The following is a 16,264-nucleotide window of genomic DNA, read 5'->3' as shown; positions in this document are numbered from 1 at the left end:
CGCCCTCGTCCCTGTCACGCTGACAGCCTCCGCGCGATGCTCGACCTCCCGACGTCCGACAGGGACGTCCACGGTCCTGGAGGACGCATGAGCATCGACACGAAGATCACCGTCTCCGGCTGGGTGGGGACCCAGCCCCGGCACGTCGTCACCCAGAACGGCACGTCGTTCACGGTGTTCCGGCTGGGCAGCACCAAGCGCTACTTCGACCGCTCCCAGGAGGCCTGGGTCGACGGCGCCACCACCTGGTACACCGTGAAGTCGTGGCGGACCGCCGCGGTCAACGTGGCCGAGTCGCTGCGCAGGTCCGACCCCGTCGTGGTGCACGGGACCTTCGCGACCGAGACCTGGGAGTCGCCGGACGGTCCCCGCACCACCCTGGTGGTCGAGGCGGACGCGCTCGGGCCAGACCTCACCCGCGGTCAGGCGACCTTCCGCCACACCGTGCACCTCCCGGCTGCTGACGCGTCGTCCTCACGGGGCGTGGGCGCGGCACCTGGTCCGGGTGCAGGCCCGGGGACGTCGACCGGCTCGGCCGGTCTCGGTGCACCCGGCCTGACCGTCGTGGACGACCCCTGGGCGACCGGGGCCCCGGTCGAGCCCGGTGCGCCCGACGGCGACCGCGACGCCGAGCAGCAGACGGGCCCGGGAGACGACACGGGCGCGGACGGCGAGAGCCCGGTGCCCGCACCGCCCGAGACGGACCAGCCGATGAGCGCGTAGGCTGGGGGGTCGAGCATCCCGTCGGACCGCTCGGCACCCGTCGGCACCTGCCGGCGCCCGTCTGCGGCTGTCGACAGCCGTCGACACCTCAGGACTCCGCTCGCCGGGTCCTGGCGGTGGTGCCGCGAGCGGCAGGGATCCCCAGAACAGCGCGCGAGCGAACCCGCCTGCGCACCCGAAGCACAGAGGGGCGACAGAGAGCCAGTGGCTGAGTTCATCTACTCCATGTACAAGACGCGCAAGGCGCACGGCGACAAGGTCATCCTCGATGACGTGACGCTGAACTTCCTCCCCGGGGCGAAGATCGGGGTCGTCGGCCCCAACGGTGCCGGCAAGTCGACCATCCTCAAGATCATGGCGGGCCTCGAGCAGCCCTCCAACGGCGAGGCACGCCTGTCTCCCGGCTTCTCCGTGGGCATCCTGCTGCAGGAGCCGCCGCTCAACGAGGAGAAGACCGTCCTCGGCAACGTCGAGGAGGGCGTCGCCGAGATCAAGGGAAAGCTCGACCGCTTCAACGAGATCTCGGCGCTGATGGCCGAGCCCGACGCGGACTTCGACACGCTCCTCGCCGAGATGGGCGAGCTCCAGGAGGCGCTCGACCACGCCGACGCGTGGGACCTCGACGCCCAGCTCGAGCAGGCCATGGACGCGCTGCGCTGCCCGCCGCCGGACGCCGACGTCAAGGTGCTCTCCGGTGGTGAGCGCCGCCGCGTGGCGCTGTGCAAGCTGCTCCTCGAGAAGCCCGACCTGCTCCTCCTCGACGAGCCCACCAACCACCTCGACGCCGAGTCCGTGCTCTGGCTCGAGCAGCACCTGTCGTCCTACGCCGGCGCGATCCTCGCCGTCACCCACGACCGGTACTTCCTCGACCACGTCGCGGAGTGGATCTGCGAGGTCGACCGCGGACGCCTGTACCCCTACGAGGGCAACTACTCGACCTACCTCGAGAAGAAGGGCGAGCGCCTCAAGGTCCAGGGCAAGAAGGACCAGAAGCTCGCCAAGCGTCTCGCGGACGAGCTCGAGTGGGTCCGGATGAACGCCAAGGGCCGCCAGACCAAGTCGAAGGCGCGCCTGGCGCGCTACGAGGAGATGGCCGCCGAGGCGGACCGTCACCGCAAGCTCGACTTCGAGGAGATCCAGATCCCCCCGGGCCCGCGCCTCGGCGCGATCGTCATCGAGGCGAAGGACCTCAACAAGGGCTTCGACGGGCGCACGCTCATCGACGGCCTGTCCTTCACGCTCCCGCGGAACGGCATCGTCGGCGTCATCGGCCCGAACGGTGTCGGCAAGACGACCCTGTTCAAGACGATCGTCGGCATGGAGCCCCTCGACGGCGGTGAGCTCAAGGTCGGCGAGACCGTGACCATCTCCTACGTCGACCAGTCTCGTGGCGGCATCGACCCCGAGAAGTCGCTCTTCGAGGTCGTCTCCGACGGCAACGACTACATCAAGGTCGGCAACGTCGAGATGCCCTCGCGCGCCTACGTGGCCGCCTTCGGCTTCAAGGGCCCGGACCAGCAGAAGGCTGCCGGTGTGCTCTCCGGTGGTGAGCGCAACCGTCTCAACCTGGCGCTCACCCTCAAGCAGGGCGGAAACCTCCTGCTGCTCGACGAGCCCACCAACGACCTCGACGTGGAGACCCTCGGCTCGCTCGAGAACGCTCTGCTCGAGTTCCCGGGCTGCGCCGTCGTGGTCTCGCACGACCGGTGGTTCCTCGACCGGGTGGCGACGCACATCCTCGCCTACGAGGGCACCGAGGAGAACCCGTCGTCGTGGTACTGGTTCGAGGGCAACTTCGCCTCCTACGAGGAGAACAAGGTCTCGCGTCTCGGCGCCGACGCGGCGCGTCCGCACCGCGTCACGCACCGGAAACTCACCCGAGACTGACCAGTCCGTCAGCCGGTGTGCCAGGGGAAACTCCGGCAGACTGCATCCATGGCTGACGGATCGACGCACGCGCACCAGGTCGACGACGACGATCCCGTCGTCGTCGACCTGGTGTCCGCTCTCACGGGTCTGCGGTCTGCCGTCGAGGGCGCAGACTTCCCGCTCGAGACGCTCACGGCGCCGCGCGCCCGCGCTGAGCGCACCCGGGCGCTCGACCAGCTCGACGACTACCTGCTCCCGCGGCTGAGGTCCCAGGACGCACCGATGCTCGTCGTGGTCGGCGGCTCGACCGGTGCGGGCAAGTCCACGCTCGTCAACTCGATCCTGGGGGAGCGGGTCACGGCCCCCGGCGCCCTGCGACCCACCACACGGTCGCCCGTGCTCGTCCACCACCCGCTCGACGCCGACTGGTTCACCAGCGACCGGGTGTTCCCGCACCTCGCCCGCGAGACCGGCTCGCCCCAGCCCGCCGTCCCGCCGCCCCCGCCGCACGGCGCGTCCGGCCGCAGCCCAGACCGCCGCCCGAGCGGCTCCGAGCGCCCGACGCGGTCCCTGCGGCTCGTGCCCTCCGAGGCGCTCCCGCGCGGGCTCGCCGTCCTCGACGCCCCCGACGTCGACTCCGTGGTCGTCGGCAACCGCGAGCTCGCTGCCCAGCTGCTGGCCGCAGCCGACCTCTGGCTCTTCGTCACCACCGCCGCCCGCTACGCCGACGCCGTCCCCTGGGAGCTCCTCGACGAGGGCGCGGCCCGGCGCGCGCAGGTGGCGATCGTCGTCGACAGGATCGACCCCGGGGCGGAGGTCGTCGCCGACCACCTCCGCGAGATGCTCGCGGCGCGAGGCCTCGGTGAGGCCCCGGTCTTCGTCATCCGTGAGACCTCGCTCGTCGACGGCCTGCTGCCGGTCGGTCTCGTCGCGCCCGTCTCCCGGTGGCTGACCGCCGTGGGCAGCGACGCGACCGCACGAGACGCCGTCGTCGCGGCCACCCGCGACGGCGTGATCGACGACCTCGCCGGACGCACGCTGGTGCTGGCCGACGCCGCCGACGCCCAGGTCGCCGTGGCGGCCTCGCTGCGCCGGACGGTCGCGCGCGCCTACGAGCAGGCCGCGCTCGAGATCAGCACATCGACCTCGGACGGGTCCATGCTGCGGGGCGAGGTGCTCGCCCGGTGGCAGGACTTCGTCGGGACCGGCGAGCTCATGCGTGGTGTGGAGGAGCGCATCGGCCGCGTGCGGGACGCCGTCTCCGGGTTCTTCCGCGGGCGCCCTGGCAGCGCTCCGAAGGTCGCGGTCGCGATCAGCAGCAACCTCGAGGCGATCGTCTTCGACGCCGCCGACCGTGCGGCCGAGAGGACCTACGGCGCGTGGCAGGACGACGCCGCCGGAGCGGCGCTCGGCACCTCGCTCGACCTGTCCAGGGCCTCTGCCGGCCTGCGCCCGGACCTCGCCGAGCAGGTGAGGGCATGGCAGGGGGACGTCCTCGCGCTGGTCACGGACCGCGGAGCTGCCAAGCGCGGCCGCGCCCGCGTGCTGGCGGTGGGCGTCAACGGGATCGGCGCAGCGCTCATGATCGTCGTGTTCGCCTCGACCGGCGGCCTCACCGGCGCCGAGGTGGGGATCGCCGGCGGCTCGGTGCTGCTCGCCCAGCGCCTGCTCGAGGGCGTCTTCGGGGACGAGGCGGTCCGTGCGCTCGCCCGCGAGGCGCACACGCTGCTCGAGGTGCGGGTGAGGACCCTGCTGGACGCCGAGGCTGCACGCTTCACCGCACGCCTCGAGCACGTGGGAGGCGCGGCCGACGCACCTGCCCGCACCCAGCCCGCCGCCGAGGGACAGGCCAGCACCGTCGTGAAGACCAGCGCCGCAGAGCAGGCTGGCACTGCAGCGCAGCCCGGCTCGTCGGTGCAGCCAGGCCCTCCCGCAGCCTCAGGGTCCTCGGCAGCCCCGGACCTCGCTGCCCGGCCGGGCGGCACCGGACCCACCCTGCGGTCCTGGGCGTACCAGGTCCAGCGGGCGGCCTCTGCCGAGCGCGACCGACGGGCGACACCTGTCGCGCACCCGACGACCGTGTCGCTCGACGGCTCCGTCGACCCTTCCGCGGCCAGCGCCGCCGAGCGGCTCCGGTCCGGTCGTCTGCGGGGCGCGGACCTCGAGGTGGTCGACAGCCCCTATGCGGCCCCCGCTCCGCCGGCCCCCGTCCGTAGAGGCATGTTCAGCCGTCTCCTGCGTCGTCGCACCCCGGCCGAGGAGGTCACCGCCCCGGCCCGCCACGCCCCGAGCCGCCACGCCCCGGCCAGCCCCGCCCCGACGTCGCCGCTGCCTCTCCCGCCACCCCCGCCACCGACCAGACCGCTGCACCTGCCCGACGACTACCCCCTGCCCGACGACGAGCACGGGGCCGACCGGTGATGCGCGCCCTCGCGACCTCCGGGAAGAGGCGCAGCGAGGCGATCACGCTCCGTGTCCAGGCGCTCGAGAGCGCGCTCGACGCCGGGCGCGGCTGGCTCCGCGGCCCGACCCTCGAGCGGGGGGAGCAGGTCACGGCGCACGCCCGGGCACGCCTCGACCAGTCGGTCGACCACACGGTCGTCGCGCTCGCCGGGTCCACCGGCTCGGGCAAGTCCTCGATCTTCAACGTGCTCGCCGGACGTGAGCTCTCGACCCCGGGGGTCCGTCGGCCCACCACCTCGCAGGCGATGGCCGCGGTGTGGGACGCAGACCCGCAGGGTGCCGACGAGGCGGCCAGGCTGCTCGACTGGCTCGACGTCCGACGGCACACCGTCCTCGAGCCCGGGGCCGACAACCAGGGCCTGGTGCTGCTCGACCTGCCCGACCACGACTCTGTGGTCGTCGAGCACCGGGTGCGGTCCGACCTCCTCGTCGAGCGGGCCGACCTGCTCGTGTGGGTGGTCGACCCTCAGAAGTACGCCGACGCCGTGCTGCACGAGCAGTACCTCAGACCGCTCGCCGGTCACGCGGGCGTCGTCGTCCTCGTGCTCAACCAGGTCGACCGGCTCTCGCACGTCGACCAGCTGCAGTGCCTGGCGGACCTGCGCCGGCTCGCCGCGCAGGACGGTCTCGGCGCGTGCCCGGTCATCGGGCTCTCCGCGGTGACCGGGCAGGGTGTCGGCGAGCTGCGGTCCCTCGTCGCGGCAGCCGCCGCCGCGCGGGAGGCGGCGACCACCCGCCTGCTCGCCGACGTGCGCGCCGCCGCCGAGCAGGTCTCGCAGGAGTGCGGGCCGGCCCGCGACCTGCGCAGCCGGGCTGCTGCGCGGGCAGACCTCACGTCGGCGCTGCTGCACGCGGCGCGGGCCGACGTCGTGGTGCAGGCGGTGCGCGGCTCGTCGCTGCTGCGTGCCCGCGCGGCGACCGGCTGGCCGCTGACGCGGTGGCTCGGACGGCTGCGCTCCGACCCGCTGCGCCGGCTCAACCTGCTCCGCCAGGACGCCCGGTCGGAGCTCAGCCGGACGTCCTTGCCCCCGATGGACGCGGCGATGGCCGCCAAGACGCACACCGCGGTGCGCGAGTACGTCGACGGAGCCTCGGCCGGTGCGCCGGCGCCCTGGGTCATGGCGACCCGGGCGCTCGTCCGTGACGAGGGGCTCCCGGACGCCCTCGACCAGGCCGTGGCCCGGACCGAGCTCGACGGCGAGCGACGCCCACGCTGGTGGTCGGTCGCCTCGGCCGTCCAGTGGGCCGCCGTCGCGGTGCTGCTGGTCGGCGTGCTGTGGCTCGCCGGTCTCGCGCTCCTCTCCTTCATCCAGCTGCCCGTGCAGAGCTCGCCCGACGTCGAGGGGTACCCCATCCCGACGCTGCTGGTGGTCGTCGGGCTGCTGCTCGGCGTGGTCCTCGCGCTGCTGGCGCGGGTGCTCTCGTACGTGGGGGCGAACCGCGCGGCACGCCGCGCCGACCGCCGGCTGCGGGTCCAGGTGTCCGCCGTCGCGAGCCTGTCCGTCGTCGAGCCCGTCGAGGCCCAGCGCCACCGTCTCGACGAGTGCCGGGCCGCCGCCGCCCTCGCGGCACGCTGAGGTGCTGCACGACGTCGTCTGACCACGCCGTCGTCGGGCTGCTCGGCTCAGGCCTCCACCTGTGCTGAACTGGTCGGTGTGACTCGCCTCTTCGTCCCCGTCCAGCTCCGGTGGTCCGACCTCGACGCCTACGGGCACGTGAACAACGTCGAGATGTTCCGGCTCCTCGAGGAGGCCCGCATCACCGCCTTCTGGGCGCACCCGCAGGAGGACGAGGTCGCGGCACCCGCAGACCCCGCCGCCCCCGCAGACCCGGCCGCCCCCGCAGCCTGGCCGACCGCCGTCCTCGACTCCGGCCCCGGCGCGTCGTCCCACACCTTCGTCGCCCGGCAGGAGATCGAGTACCTGCGCCCTCTCGGCTTCGACCGCCGGCCGGTGCGGGTCGAGATGTGGATCGGTCACATGGGCGGTGCGAGCCTCGACGTCTGCTACGAGGTCCACGACGACGGGACGCCCGTGCAGCGCACGGGCGAGGGCTCCGCCGCTCGACCCGTCGCCCGCGCGGTGACGACCATCGTGCTCGTCTCGGCGGCGACGGGATCTCCGCGCCGCATCGCCCCGCACGAGCGTGCCGCCTGGGAGCCGTTCCTCGGCGAGCCGATCAGCTTCCGTCGCCGAGGAGCGTGATCACGGCCGCCTCGGCCTCGTCCCGGCTGCTGCACTCCGGGATGGTCGACCCGCGTTCCCAGTGGTCGAACAGACGCGGGTCGATGTACGAGGCCCGGGCGACGGTCGGGGTGTTGCCGAGCTGGTCGGCCACGGTGCGCACGACACCGGTGGCGACGGTCCGTCGCTTGCGCTCGGAGGCCGGAGGCGGACCGGCCGCCTCGAGCAGCTGCGCGGCGAGCACGGTCGCGTGCCAGGTGCGGAAGACCTTGGCGCTCGCGTCCGACCCGAGCCGCTCCTTGACGTAGCCCGAGACGTCCGCCGACGAGACCGTGTGCCACTGCGCCGGGCTGCCGGGTCCTCGCCAGGCGACGAGGCGGTCCGACTCGTCCTTGCGTCGGAGGAAGGTGCGGACGGCCGCGTGCACCTCGGCGTCCTCGATGACGATGTCCTGGTCCTTGCCGGACTTCGCCGGGAACTGGAACCGGACGGTCCCGTCCCGGCGCGCCGTGACGTGGGAGCGCAGCAGCGTCGAGACCCCGTGGCTGTCGTTCTTCGCGGCGTAGGTCTCGCCGCCGATCCGGAACAGGCCTACGTCGAGGAGCCGGAAGACGACGGCCAGCGCCTTCTCCCGGGGCATCCCCGAGCGCTGCAGGTCGCTGTCCACCTGCTCACGGGCCTCCGGCAGGCGGGCGCCGACCGCGAGGGCGTGGTCGTGCTTGGCCCGGTCTCGCCGGGCCCTCCACTGCGGGTGGTAGAGGTACTGGCCTCGACCGGCCGCGTCGATGCCGTAGGCCTGGACGTGCCCGTTGGGGTACGGGCAGATCCACACGTCCTCCCACGCGGGCGGCACCACGAGCTCGCGGCACCGCTCGAGGACGGCAGGCTCGGTGATCCGCTTCCCGGCGGCGTCCAGGTAGGTGAAGCCCGTCCCGCTGCGCCGGCGGGTCAGACCCGGCTGGGAGACGGAGACGCGGCGGAGTCGGGGCATGGGACGATTCTGGCCCCGCACATGCGCCCCGGCATCCGGAGCGGTGTGGACGGGGCGGGAGGGTCTGCGGCGCCGTGCCCGGTCCCCGGGCGCCCGAGGAGCGGGTCAGGGCACCCGGACCATGCCTTCCTGGGCGACGGTCGCGACGAGCACGCCGTCGCGCGAGAAGACCTCGGCGGTCCCGAGGCCACGGCCGCCCTGCGCGGAGGGCGAGCCCTGGACGTAGAGCAACCAGTCGTCCACCTGCACGTCGCGGTGCCACCACATGGCGTGGTCGAGGCTCGCGACGCTCAGCCCGGGGGTCATCCAGCTGTTGCCCCCACGGCGCAGGACGGGCTCGAGCATGATCTGGTCGCAGGCGTACATGAGCAGCGCCCGGTGCATCAGCTGGTCGTCCGGCACGGCGCCGCGGGACCGCATCCACACGGACTGCCGGTCGGTGCGCTCGGGTCGGGGGCCCAGGTACAGGGACCCGTCGACGTGCCGCACGTCGAAGGCGCTCTGCCGTGACCAGAAGTCGGCGACGGGGTGGTCGATCTTCCCGAGCTCGTCCTGCGCGGACCTCACGTCCTCGGGCGCCGGGACGTCGGGCATGGTCGAGGAGTGCTCGATGCCGTCCTGGAGCTCCTGGAAGGAGGCGATCATCGAGAGGATCGCGCTGCCGCCCTGGTAGGCGTGGGTGCGGCGGGCGCTGAACGAACGCCCGTCCCGCAGCCGCTCGACGGCGAAGTCGACCGGCTGGGTGATGTCGCCGGCGCGCAGGAAGTACCCGTGGAGCGAGTGCGGCAGGCGTCCGCGGTCCACCGTCGCACCGGCGGCGAGCAGCGCCTGCGCGAGGACCTGGCCGCCGTAGACGCGTCCGTTCGGCTGGTGGACGCTCGCACCCGAGTAGACGTCCTCGCCGGTCTCGGCCCCGTGGTACGACAGGCTCAGCACGGAGAGCAGGTGCGCGAGAGGGTCGTGGTCCGCGGACGCCGTGCCGTCTGCGGGCGCTGTGCCCTCTGCGGGCGCTGCGCCGCTGCTCCCGGCGGTCTGGGCCTGGTCGGTCACGGTGGCTCCTAGTCGTCGAAGGTGTTGATGAGGGAGTGGGCTGCCCGGTCCAGGTAGTCCCACAGGGTGGCGTGGTGCAGGGGAGCGAGGTCGAGGGAGTCGACGGCGGCCCGCATGTGCTTCAGCCAGCGGTCGCGCGCGTCGGGGTTGACCTTGAAGGGCGCGTGACGCATCCGCAGGCGGGGGTGGCCGCGCTGGTCCGAGTAGGTCGTCGGCCCGCCCCAGTACTGCTCGAGGAACATCGTCATGCGGACCTTGGCGGGCCCGAGGTCCGCCTCGGGGTACATGGGGCGCAGCACCTCGTCGTCGGCGATGCCGACGTAGAAGGCGTCGACGAGCCGGACGAAGGTGTCGTGGCCGCCGACGAGCTCGTAGAAGGACTCGGGGGCTGCTGGGGTCTGGTCGCTCACCGGGCCATCATCCCAAAGTTCTCGGTCGCCGTGGGCCTGCACCGGGACGGGCCCGCGATCGCCGCCGCGGGCGGCCTCGCCCACCGCGCGCGATCAGAGGCTGACGGTCATGAACACGCTGTGCGGGTCGGGCGTGTAGCTGCCGAAGGGCGCGCACTCCTCGAACCCGGCCCGGGCGTAGAGCCGCCGGGCCGGAGCGAAGAACTCCATGCTGCCGGTCTCGAGCGACACCCGTCGCACGCCCCGGCCCCGGGCGTCGTCGAGCAGGTGGGTCAGGAGCGTCGAGGCGATGCCGGTTCCTCGTCGGGCCGGGTCGGTGCGCATGCTCTTGAGCTCGTCGTGCTCGTGCTCGACCGGCGTCAGCGCCCCGGTCCCGACGACCTCGCCGTCGGCGTGCGCGGCCCACAGCCGGACCTCGGGGCGGGCCAGCCCGTCGAGGTCGAGGGCGTGCTGGCTCTCGGCGGGGGCCGTCGGCGCGAGGTCGCGGAGGTGTGCGAGGAGGAAGGCGCGCAGGACCGGGTCGCCCAGGTCCGCGCGGGAGATCTGCAGGGTCACCGGACAATCCTGCACCACCCCGGAGGTCCCTCGGACCTGCGCCGTGACCGCAGCACCAGCCCTGCCCTGCGCTACAGCCCCAGCTCGGCGAGCACGGGGAGCCGGGACCGTACGAGGGCGCGTGCGTCGTGCGCGGTCTCGGCGGAGACGGCCAGCCGGGCGAGCTCCTGGCACAGCGTGAGGTCGACCTCGGCGAGCACCGCGGCCACGTCGGGGATGGCGCGTGCCGTCATCGACAGCGAGCTGATGCCCAGTCCCACGAGGACCACGGCGAGGACGGGGTTGGACGCCGCCTCGCCGCACACCCCGACCGGGCGGCCCTGCTGCGCGCCCCCCGCGCAGGTCGCGGCGACGAGCTGCAGGACGGCGGGCTGCCACGGGTCGGAGAGCTCGGCGAGCGAGCCCAGGAGGCGGTCGGCGGCCATCGTGTACTGGGTGAGGTCGTTGGTGCCGATCGAGGCGAAGTGCGCGCGGGCCAGGATCGGCCCGGCGAGCAGTGCGGCCGAGGGGACCTCGACCATGACACCCGGGACCGCGAGACCGTGCGCCGTGCACGCGGCGACGAACTCCTCGGTCTCGGAGACGGTCGAGACCATGGGTGCCATGACCCACACCTCGGCCTCCTCGGCTGCGGCGGCGCGGGCCACGGCCTCGAGCTGCTGGTCGAGGAGCTCGGGGGAGCGCTTGGCGGTCCGCAGCCCACGGACGCCGAGGGCGGGGTTCTCCTCGTCGTCGGAGGTGAGGAAGGCGAGGGGCTTGTCGGCTCCGGAGTCCAGGGTGCGGATGACGACCTTGCGGCCCGGGAAGGCGCTGAAGACGCGGCGGTAGGCCTCCACCTGCTCGTCGACGGTGGGCGGCTGCTCCCGGTCGAGGAAGCAGAACTCCGACCGGAACAGCCCCACGCCCTCGGCGCCGGCCTGCGCAGCAGGCTCTGCGTCGGAGGGGTCCCCGATGTTGGCGAGCAGCTGGACGCGGTGCCCGTCGCGGGTGCGGCCCTCACCGTCGAAGGTGCGCACTCGGGACGCCACGGCCCGCACGGTGGTGAGCTCCTCCTCGGTGGGGTCCGCGACCACCAGGCCGGTCGACCCGTTGACCAGGGCGAAGTGCCCGTCCTCGAGGAGGTCGTGAGCGCCCTGGGCGGCCACGACGGCGGGGATGCCCTTGGCGTTGGCGACGATCGCGGTGTGCGAGGTCGGGCCGGCACCGTCGGTGACGATCGCCACGACCTGCGCGGGGTCCAGAGACGCCGTGACGGAGGGGGCGAGGTCGTAGGCGACGAGCACGAAGGGCGTGTCGCAGCTGGGCAGCCCGGGCTTCGGGCGACCCGTGAGGTGGGCGACGAGCCGGTCTCGGATGTCGTGGACGTCGCTGACGCGCTCGGCGAAGTACCCCCCGAGCGCCTCGAACTGCTCGGCGACCTCGGCGGCGGCCTCCCACACGGCGCGCTCGGGGACCAGGTAGTCGTCCACCACCCGACGCTGGGCGTCGGCGACGAGGGTCGGGTCGGCGGCGATCGCGGCGGTCGCCTCGAGGACGGCGCGCGCCTCGCCGGTCGCCCGCTCGGCAGCGGCGTCGAGGTCGGCGGCGACATGGTCGCTCGCGCCCTGGATCTCGGCGGCGCGGGCGGCATGGTCCTCGCGAGGCGACAGGCGCAGACCGGGGGAGGGCTCGGCGATGGGCAGGGGCATGTGCACGACGGGCCCGGCCACCAGACCCGCGCAGACTCCGATCCCCGAGACCGTCCTCGTCGACGGGCGTGGTGAAGGGGTGTTCATCCGTACCTCCTGATCAGCGCGCTCTCCAGGCAGTGTCGCAGTAAATGTGCGTGGAGGCGACTACTCTTGGACCAGAGCCGACGAGCCCGACCGGCAGACCACCAGCACAACGCGCAGACCACGAAACTTCAGGAGCTTCTCTCATGAGCAAGGCACAGCAGATCCTCGCCGCACTGGGCGGTCAGGCCAACGTCGTCGACCTGGAGCCGTGCATCACGCGCCTGCGTGTCGAGGTCTCCAACCCGGACCTCATCAGCGAGAGCGACCTCAAGGCGACCGGTGCGTTCGGCGTCGTGCGCTCGGGCAAGATCGTCCAGGTCATCGTCGGCCCCGAGGCCGACAACCTCGCCGCCGAGCTCGACGGGCTCCGCTGAGCGGGACCTGACGATGCCGACCGACGGCACGGGAACCGTGCGCGACCAGCCTGCACCGGCACCGGTGCGGCTGGTCGCGCCCGTCTCCGGGGAGGTCGTCGCCCTGAGCGACGTCCCCGACGAGGTCTTCGCCGAGGAGATCGTCGGCCCAGGTCTCGCGATCGAGCCCCGCGCGGTGCCGGGAGGGTCGGACACCGTCGTCCAGGCCCCCGTCTCCGGCACCATCGGCTCGCTCTACCCCCACGCCTTCGCGATCGAGCGCCCTGACGGCCGGACCGTCCTGGTGCACCTCGGGATCGACACGGTGACGTTGCGCGGCGAAGGATTTGTCCTGCACGTCGCCTCGGGCGACGAGGTCGCCGCCGGTCAGACCCTCATCACCTGGGACCCCGACACCGTCGCGGCGGCCGGGTTCTCCACGGTGTGCGTGGTCATCGCCCTGCAGGGCGACCCGGACGCGGTCGACAAGACCGTCCAGCCGGGCCAGCAGGTCCGTCGCGGCGACGACGTCGTGCTCTGGCGCTAGACCCGGCTGCTCCGCTACTCCCCGGCGAGGCTCACCCCGGCCGTCGCGAGCTCGGTCCGGACCGCCTCCCGCAGCGCGCGCGCCACGTCCCACTGCATCGCCGGGTCGGTCTTGACCTCGAGCTTGAGCGAGACGGCTGACGCGCTGAGGCTCTCGATGCCGACCACGCGCGGCTCCTCCTGCAGGTAGGTCCGCAGCACGGTGTCGGCGGTGAGGCGCTCGCCGGCACGGGTGAGGGTCGCCCGGGCCAGGTCGAGGTCCGCGTCGACGTGCAGCTCGACGTCGACGCTCACGCGCGCCCAGCCCTGGGTCTTGTTGCCCACCTTGAGGATCTCGCCGTTCCGCACGTACCAGAGGGTCCCGGTCGCGTCACGCACCTTGGTGATGCGCAGCGCGACGGCCTCCACGGTCCCCGACACGTCACCGACGGTGATGGTGTCCCCGACCCCGTACTGGTCCTCGAGCAGCAGGAACATCCCGGACAGGAAGTCCTTGACGAGGCTCTGCGCGCCGAACCCGAGCGCGACGCCGGCGACGCCCGCCGAGGCGACGAGCGGCATGATGTTCACGCCGACGTCGTCGAGCATCATGAGCACGACGATCGCCCCGACCACGAGGGTCGCCGTCGAGCGCAGCACCGAGCCGATGGTCCGGGCGCGCTGCGCACGTCGGGCGGCCGCCAGCGGGTTGGACTGCCGCACGGCGGTGCCCACGCCCGACGCCGCCAGCTGCCGGAGCCCGCGGCGGTCCATGAAGGAACCGTCCGCGAGGTGCTCGGTCACCGTCCGGATCATGCGACGCAGGACCACGAGGACGACCAGGCCCACCAGAGCGGTGAGCACGAGGCGCATCGGCGTCCCGAGGAACCAGTCGGCCCACGAGCCCAGGTCTGAGGCGTCGAAGCCGCCGGAGCCGCTGGAGCCGGCGGCGGCAGCGGTGGTGGTGGTGGTGAGTCCGGTGGTCGTGGGGCTCGCGGTCGCGAGGGGTGGCACGGGCAGAGCGGTGAGCGGTGCGGCGGGGAGGTGCATGCGGACCACGCTACCCAGCGTCGGCGGCAGGTGCGTGCTGCGTGCGCAGCAGGTGGCCGACGCACCGTGCGACGTGATGCTCTTGCGGCGACTCTCTGGCAGGATTCACTCGTGGACCCCTCTGAGCGCGCGACCCTCTCACCTGCACTTGTCGACCTCGCCGAGGCTCACGGGATCTCCCACGACCACTGGGGGTTCCACGGCGAGAAGAAGACTGCGCCGGCCTCGACGCTCGTCGCGATCCTCGCCGCCCTCGGGGTCGACGCGTCCACGCCCGAGCACATCGACGTCGCTCTCGCGACAGTCGTCGACGACGAGTGGCGCCGCATGCTCCCCGCCACCGTCGTCTCGCGCCACGGGGTCGCGCACCGCGTGCCGGTCCACGTGACGGACGGCGTCGACGTCGAGGTGTGGGTCGAGCTCGAGGACGGCACACGCGTCACGCTCGAGCAGGTGGACGACTACGTCGAGCCCCGCACGGTCGACGGCCGCACGATCGGGCGGGCGACCTTCGAGCTCCCCGACGACCTCCCGCTCGGCTGGCACGAGCTGCGTGCCCGCACGCGCGACGGCCAGTCCCGGACCGTGCTCGCCGTGACCCCGGACCGTCTCGAGCTCCCCGAGCACCTGGTGGGGTCGCAGCACTGGGGCCTCATGGCCCAGTTCTACTCCGTCCGCTCCCGCCAGTCCTGGGGGATCGGCGACTTCGCCGACCTCGCGGACATCGCGTGGATCGGCGGGCAGCAGCTCGGCGCCGACTTCCTGCTGGTCAACCCGGTCGCCGCGGCCGAGCCGACGACGCCGATGACGCCGTCGCCCTACCTCCCGGTGTCACGGCGCTTCGTCAACCCGATCTACCTGCGGGTCGAGGACATCCGCGAGACCGCGTACCTCTCTGCTGCCGACAGGTCGCTCGTCGAGTGGGCTGCGGACGACGTCCGCGAGCTGAGCACCGACCCGGGGCCGATCGACCGCGACGCCGTGTGGGACGCGAAGAAGAGCGCGCTGCGCGTCGTCTTCGAGGCACCTCGTTCGGCCGCCCGCCAGACCGCCTTCGTGGACTTCTGCCGGTCGCAGGGCAGCGGCCTCGAGAGCTTCGCGACCTGGTGCGCCTTCACCGACCACCTCGGCTCGGGCGAGTGGCCCGAGGAGTACCGCACCCCGGGCTCGGAGGCAGTGGCCCGGCTCCGCGAGGAGCTCTCCGACGAGGTCGACTTCTACTCCTGGCTCCAGTGGGTCGCCGACGTCCAGCTCGAGCAGGCCCAGCGTGCCGCCCGCGAGAGCGGCATGGGCATCGGGATCATGCACGACCTCGCGGTCGGCGTGCACCCCCGCGGGGCGGACGCCTGGGCCCTGGCGGGCGTGCTCGCCCAGGGCATGGAGGTGGGCGCGCCGCCGGACATGTACAATCAGCAGGGCCAGAACTGGTCGCAGCCCCCGTGGCACCCGCGCGAGCTCGCACGTGCGGGGTACGCCCCGTACCGCGACCTCATCCGCACGGTGTTCCGTCACGCGGGTGCGCTGCGCATCGACCACGTCATCGGTCTGTTCCGGCTGTGGTGGATCCCGCAGGGCAGCCCGGCCGACGAGGGCGCGTACGTCCGGTACGACCACGAGGCGCTCATCGGCATCCTGTGCCTCGAGGCGCAGCGTGCCGGGGGCGTCGTCATCGGAGAGGACCTCGGCGTCGTCGAGCCCTGGGTCCGCGGCTACCTCACGGACCGCGGCGTCCTGAGCACCTCCGTGCTGTGGTTCGAGAAGGACGACGACGGGCGCCCGATGGCTCCGGAGGACTACCGTCCGCTGTCGCTGACGACCGTCACCACCCACGACCTCCCGCCGACGGCCGGGTACCTGGCCGGCGAGCACGTCGAGCTGCGCGAGCGGCTCGGCCTGCTGACCGAGCCCGTGCACCAGGTCCGCCAGGACGCGCGCCGTGAGCGCGAGCAGATGGTCCTCGCGCTCGCCGCGCGGGGTCTCGTGGGGGACGACCCGTCCGAGCGCGAGCTCGTCGAGGCGCTCCACCGGTACGTGCTCCTCACGCCGGCGACCCTGCTCGGTGTCTCGCTCGCGGACGCCGTCGGCGAGCGCCGGGCGCAGAACCAGCCCGGGACGGACCAGGAGTACCCGAACTGGAAGGTGCCGCTCGGCGACTCCCTCGGCACCGTGGTGCTCGTCGACGACCTCGCGGAGAACGCGCGGCTCCGCTCGCTCGCCGCGGTGATGAACGAGGGCACCGGGCGGACGACGGAGGACGTCGACTCCTGAGCGCAGCGTCCCCCGGCGCCTGACGACCGGCGCCTGAGACGACACAGCC

At 73.1% G+C, this 16,264-nt stretch carries 14 protein-coding genes; 8 read left to right on the top strand and 6 right to left on the bottom strand.

The annotated features are described in order from the left end of the window. The first annotated feature begins 87 nt into the window (after positions 1-87). The 5 genes from SKED_RS19055 (at position 88) to SKED_RS12110 (ending at position 7,259) form a co-directional block, all read left to right on the top strand. On the top strand, positions 88-723 hold the full coding sequence (locus SKED_RS19055) for a single-stranded DNA-binding protein (RefSeq protein WP_012867453.1): 636 nt from the start codon (positions 88-90) through the stop codon (positions 721-723). Between the two features lie 204 nt (positions 724-927). Beyond that, positions 928-2,610 carry an energy-dependent translational throttle protein EttA gene (gene ettA / locus SKED_RS12125; RefSeq protein WP_012867452.1) on the top strand — a complete coding sequence of 561 codons (1,683 nt, stop codon included), beginning with the start codon at positions 928-930 and terminating at the stop codon, positions 2,608-2,610. 48 nt (positions 2,611-2,658) lie between these two features. Further along, complete coding sequence (locus SKED_RS12120) at positions 2,659-5,013, top strand: dynamin family protein (RefSeq protein ID WP_012867451.1); 2,355 nt, start codon at positions 2,659-2,661, stop codon at positions 5,011-5,013. Continuing rightward, complete coding sequence (locus tag SKED_RS12115) at positions 5,013-6,632, top strand: GTPase (protein WP_012867450.1); 1,620 nt, start codon at positions 5,013-5,015, stop codon at positions 6,630-6,632. The genes SKED_RS12120 and SKED_RS12115 overlap by 1 nt, the downstream gene beginning before the upstream one ends. A gap of 78 nt (positions 6,633-6,710) precedes the next feature. Next, positions 6,711-7,259, top strand: a complete 549-nt coding sequence (locus SKED_RS12110) for an acyl-CoA thioesterase (protein WP_012867449.1) — start codon at positions 6,711-6,713, stop codon at positions 7,257-7,259. Here SKED_RS12110 and SKED_RS12105 read toward each other — a convergent pair. The 5 genes from SKED_RS12105 to ptsP form a co-directional block, all read right to left on the bottom strand. Continuing rightward, entirely contained in the window at positions 7,234-8,229 is a 996-nt protein-coding gene (locus tag SKED_RS12105; RefSeq protein WP_012867448.1) for a DNA topoisomerase IB, read from the bottom strand. The genes SKED_RS12110 and SKED_RS12105 overlap by 26 nt on opposite strands. A 105-nt stretch (positions 8,230-8,334) precedes the next feature. Continuing rightward, positions 8,335-9,279, bottom strand: a complete 945-nt coding sequence (locus tag SKED_RS12100) for an acyl-CoA thioesterase (RefSeq protein WP_012867447.1) — start codon at positions 9,277-9,279, stop codon at positions 8,335-8,337. Positions 9,280-9,287: 8 nt separating this feature from the next. Next, entirely contained in the window at positions 9,288-9,689 is a 402-nt protein-coding gene (locus SKED_RS12095; RefSeq protein ID WP_012867446.1) for a globin, read from the bottom strand. Between the two features lie 93 nt (positions 9,690-9,782). After that, positions 9,783-10,244, bottom strand: a complete 462-nt coding sequence (locus SKED_RS12090; RefSeq protein ID WP_012867445.1) for a GNAT family N-acetyltransferase — start codon at positions 10,242-10,244, stop codon at positions 9,783-9,785. Between the two features lie 71 nt (positions 10,245-10,315). Further along, positions 10,316-12,019 (bottom strand): phosphoenolpyruvate--protein phosphotransferase, encoded by a 1,704-nt coding sequence (gene ptsP, locus SKED_RS12085; protein WP_012867444.1) that lies wholly within the window; start codon positions 12,017-12,019, stop codon positions 10,316-10,318. A 44-nt stretch (positions 12,020-12,063) separates the two neighbouring features. Here ptsP and SKED_RS12080 point away from each other — a divergent pair, with 44 nt between their 5' ends. Beyond that, on the top strand, positions 12,064-12,393 hold the full coding sequence (locus SKED_RS12080) for a PTS sugar transporter subunit IIB (protein ID WP_081447983.1): 330 nt from the start codon (positions 12,064-12,066) through the stop codon (positions 12,391-12,393). A gap of 13 nt (positions 12,394-12,406) precedes the next feature. Beyond that, positions 12,407-12,919 carry a PTS sugar transporter subunit IIA gene (locus tag SKED_RS12075; protein ID WP_012867442.1) on the top strand — a complete coding sequence of 171 codons (513 nt, stop codon included), beginning with the start codon at positions 12,407-12,409 and terminating at the stop codon, positions 12,917-12,919. A 14-nt stretch (positions 12,920-12,933) separates the two neighbouring features. Here the strand turns inward: SKED_RS12075 and SKED_RS12070 are convergent, their stop codons facing one another. Next, positions 12,934-13,947 (bottom strand): mechanosensitive ion channel family protein, encoded by a 1,014-nt coding sequence (locus SKED_RS12070; RefSeq protein WP_012867441.1) that lies wholly within the window; start codon positions 13,945-13,947, stop codon positions 12,934-12,936. A 111-nt stretch (positions 13,948-14,058) separates the two neighbouring features. Here SKED_RS12070 and malQ point away from each other — a divergent pair, with 111 nt between their 5' ends. After that, a complete protein-coding gene (gene malQ / locus SKED_RS12065; protein ID WP_012867440.1) occupies positions 14,059-16,215 on the top strand; it encodes a 4-alpha-glucanotransferase in 2,157 nt (718 codons plus the stop codon). The last annotated feature ends 49 nt before the right edge of the window (positions 16,216-16,264 follow it).

It is taken from the genome of Sanguibacter keddieii DSM 10542 (assembly GCF_000024925.1).
Classification (GTDB): Bacteria; Actinomycetota; Actinomycetes; order Actinomycetales; family Cellulomonadaceae; genus Sanguibacter; species Sanguibacter keddieii.
The sequence above is the reverse complement of the archived record's forward strand: the minus strand, read 5'-3'. Positions and strand labels throughout refer to the sequence as shown.

Excerpts from the sequence above, each read along its gene's own strand:
- SKED_RS12105 (WP_012867448.1), bottom strand. The coding sequence starts at position 8,229 with ATGCCCCGACTCCGCCGCGTCTCCGTCTCCCAGCCGGGTCTGACCCGC.
- SKED_RS12080 (WP_081447983.1), top strand. The coding sequence starts at position 12,064 with ATGTGCGTGGAGGCGACTACTCTTGGACCAGAGCCGACGAGCCCGACC.
- SKED_RS12075 (WP_012867442.1), top strand. The coding sequence starts at position 12,407 with ATGCCGACCGACGGCACGGGAACCGTGCGCGACCAGCCTGCACCGGCA.
- SKED_RS12070 (WP_012867441.1), bottom strand. The coding sequence starts at position 13,947 with ATGCACCTCCCCGCCGCACCGCTCACCGCTCTGCCCGTGCCACCCCTC.
- SKED_RS19055 (WP_012867453.1), top strand. The coding sequence starts at position 88 with ATGAGCATCGACACGAAGATCACCGTCTCCGGCTGGGTGGGGACCCAG.
- SKED_RS12120 (WP_012867451.1), top strand. The coding sequence starts at position 2,659 with ATGGCTGACGGATCGACGCACGCGCACCAGGTCGACGACGACGATCCC.
- ptsP (WP_012867444.1), bottom strand. The coding sequence starts at position 12,019 with ATGAACACCCCTTCACCACGCCCGTCGACGAGGACGGTCTCGGGGATC.
- SKED_RS12115 (WP_012867450.1), top strand. The coding sequence starts at position 5,013 with ATGCGCGCCCTCGCGACCTCCGGGAAGAGGCGCAGCGAGGCGATCACG.